This window comes from Nocardia seriolae NBRC 15557 (assembly GCF_007990715.1).
Lineage (GTDB): Bacteria > Actinomycetota > Actinomycetes > Mycobacteriales > Mycobacteriaceae > Nocardia > Nocardia seriolae.
In genome coordinates, this window is sequence record NZ_BJWY01000249.1 from 1 (window position 1) to 2,196 (window position 2,196).

The 2,196-nt window shown below is 66.8% G+C and carries 3 protein-coding genes and 1 pseudogene; 2 read left to right on the forward strand and 2 right to left on the reverse strand.

Going from position 1 to position 2,196, the window contains the following annotated elements:
* A pseudogene (locus NS2_RS36610) lies at window positions 1-316 on the forward strand (hypothetical protein); the annotation flags it as partial.
* A 14-nt stretch (window positions 317-330) separates the two neighbouring features.
* Here NS2_RS36610 and NS2_RS35485 read toward each other — a convergent pair.
* Entirely contained in the window at window positions 331-1,065 is a 735-nt protein-coding gene (locus tag NS2_RS35485; protein WP_033091747.1) for a cobalt-precorrin-6A reductase, read from the reverse strand.
* Window positions 1,062-1,643 carry a DUF8020 domain-containing protein gene (locus NS2_RS36615; protein ID WP_033091748.1) on the reverse strand — a complete coding sequence of 194 codons (582 nt, stop codon included), beginning with the start codon at window positions 1,641-1,643 and terminating at the stop codon, window positions 1,062-1,064. The genes NS2_RS35485 and NS2_RS36615 overlap by 4 nt, the downstream gene beginning before the upstream one ends.
* 340 nt (window positions 1,644-1,983) lie before the next feature.
* On the opposite strand from NS2_RS36615, the gene NS2_RS35500 reads away from it, so the two are divergent.
* A partial coding sequence (locus NS2_RS35500) for a hypothetical protein (RefSeq protein ID WP_147207445.1) occupies window positions 1,984-2,196 on the forward strand: 213 nt, incomplete at its 3' end.

Consider the following 2,196-nt stretch of genomic DNA (forward strand, 5'->3'; position numbering starts at 1 on the left):
AGTACTAAGCCTCGCCGAACAGCCGCTGCCGTTCACCGAGGACTACTTCCCCACCAAACTGATCACCGACCTGTTCCACAGCTCCACCCCGCACATCGCGGGCCTCCTGGTTCATCCCGGCGGCACGACGGCCAGCCCCACCCTGAATCTGCTGGGCGGTTCCGGACTCGTCACCGCCAGCGGTATCATGCCCGTCGGCGAGACGGTCACTGCCCGCGGATACCACCATCTCGACGTGCTCACCGCGGCTGCGCAACAGAACGACGGCCGCCCGGAGCCGATTTCCACCGCGCTGGCCGAATTCGCCACTCGCTGATCGCGACGCCCGGATCAGCGTCGGGCACGCAGCCAATCCCAAGCCGCGGCAACGCTTTCGGCCTGCTCCGCGCCCGCGGGCAAAGGGGGGCGGTCGATCATCACGACGGGGAGACCGAGTGCACGTGCCGCGGTGAGCTTGGCCTCGGTCAGCGCTCCCCCGCTGTCCTTGGTCACCACGACCTCGATGCGCCGCCCGGTCAGCAGTGCGGTCTCGTCGGCCACGCTGAAAGGCCCGCGCGCGAGCAGCAATTCGTGCCGCGGAGGTACCGCACCCTCGGGCGGGTCGATGGCGCGGATGAGGAAGCAGGCCGCCGAATCGGCGAACGCGCCCACGCCCTGGCGGCCGATGGTCAGGAACACGCGATCACCGAGGCCCGCAGTGGTTTTCGCGGCCGATTCCAGATCGGGTACGCGGATCCAGCGATCGCCTTCGCGCTCGGTCCAGCCCGGTCGGCGCAGGTGCAGGATCGGCAATCGCAGGCTCGCGGCCGCGGCAGCGGCATTGGCCGTCATACCCCCGGCGAACGGGTGGGTGGCATCCACCACGGCCTCGATCCCGTTGTCGGCCAGCCATTCCCGCAGCCCCTCGAATCCCCCGAAGCCCCCCACGCGCACCTCGCCGACGGGCAGCAGCGGTTCGCGCACGCGTCCGGCGAGCGAGGAGACGATCTCGAATCCCCGCTCACCGGAAGCGATGTCGGCGAGTTCCCGGGCCTCCCGGGTGCCGCCGAGAATCAGCGTTTTCAGGGCTGCCCGCTGAAATAGGCCGAGCCCGAATCGATGAGCGGCTGTCCACCGGCGACCAGCAGGCCGATGAGCGCGCCGAACGGCGCACCGATGCCCACGAACAGGAAGCCGATGATGCCGCCGATGACCGCGCCCAGCGCGGCGTGCTGCAGTTCGGAGAAGAACCAGTCCTGCGAGCTGATGTCCTTCACGGTCATGTTCGGCGCACTGACCGGCGTCAGAGTGAGCTGGCGCCCGTCATTGTCGATCGCGGCGGCGAGCTCGACCTTCTTGCCCGCCACTTCGCTCGACAGATTCACCTGGGTGACGACCACCCCGTCCTGATTGCGCAGCGCCACCGACTTCCCATCGGCGCTCAACCCGAACTGCCCACCGGTCACCCGGGTAATGATGCCATTGCCCGCCTCGGCGACCGTGACCACATAGTCGACGCCCTGCTGCGCGCCCTGCACCTGCGCCGCCGGCTGCGCCTGCACGGCCGGAGCCGGGTCGGCCGGCGCGGCATACCCGGTGCCCGCGGCGATTCCGGTGGCCGCGGCGGCGATCAGCGCGGTGGTCGCGAATTTCCTGTACTTCATGAATCTCCCAATAGAGCGAGTACCGAACCCGACAACACTCGGATTCCAGCACGTCACGCTACCGTTGACTCAACGATGTTTCAGTCTGAATGGCTCGCAGACGCCACGGATCGGCACTTTGGGGTCCGCATGGCCCAACTGCGCACCGGCACGCCGCTTGTCGCCCGTCCCACCTGCGACATGGGTTCGGCTCAACCATCCTGCCCAAGCGCGACAAGAGCGCGTCTTTTGCCCCTGATCTCCGGAACCTCCGAGATTCTCGATGCCGAAGTCTCCCGTAACGTGTCGAACCCCACGAAATAAGAAGGCGGAGAGCCGTACCTATTCACGAGGAGCAATCGTGGGGATCTCCAACTCCAATAATGTGTCCGGCAACAACTTCGGGTCCGGACCGGTCCACATCGACAACAGTGTCACCCAGAAGATCAAGAACCACCGCGTCATCAGTGGCGCGGTCGTGCTCGGCGGCATAGTCGTCGTCACGAGTGTCGTTGTCGGAGTTATACAGAACTCGACCGGATCGAGCGGGGTGAACGCTTCGACCCTCGAAGGC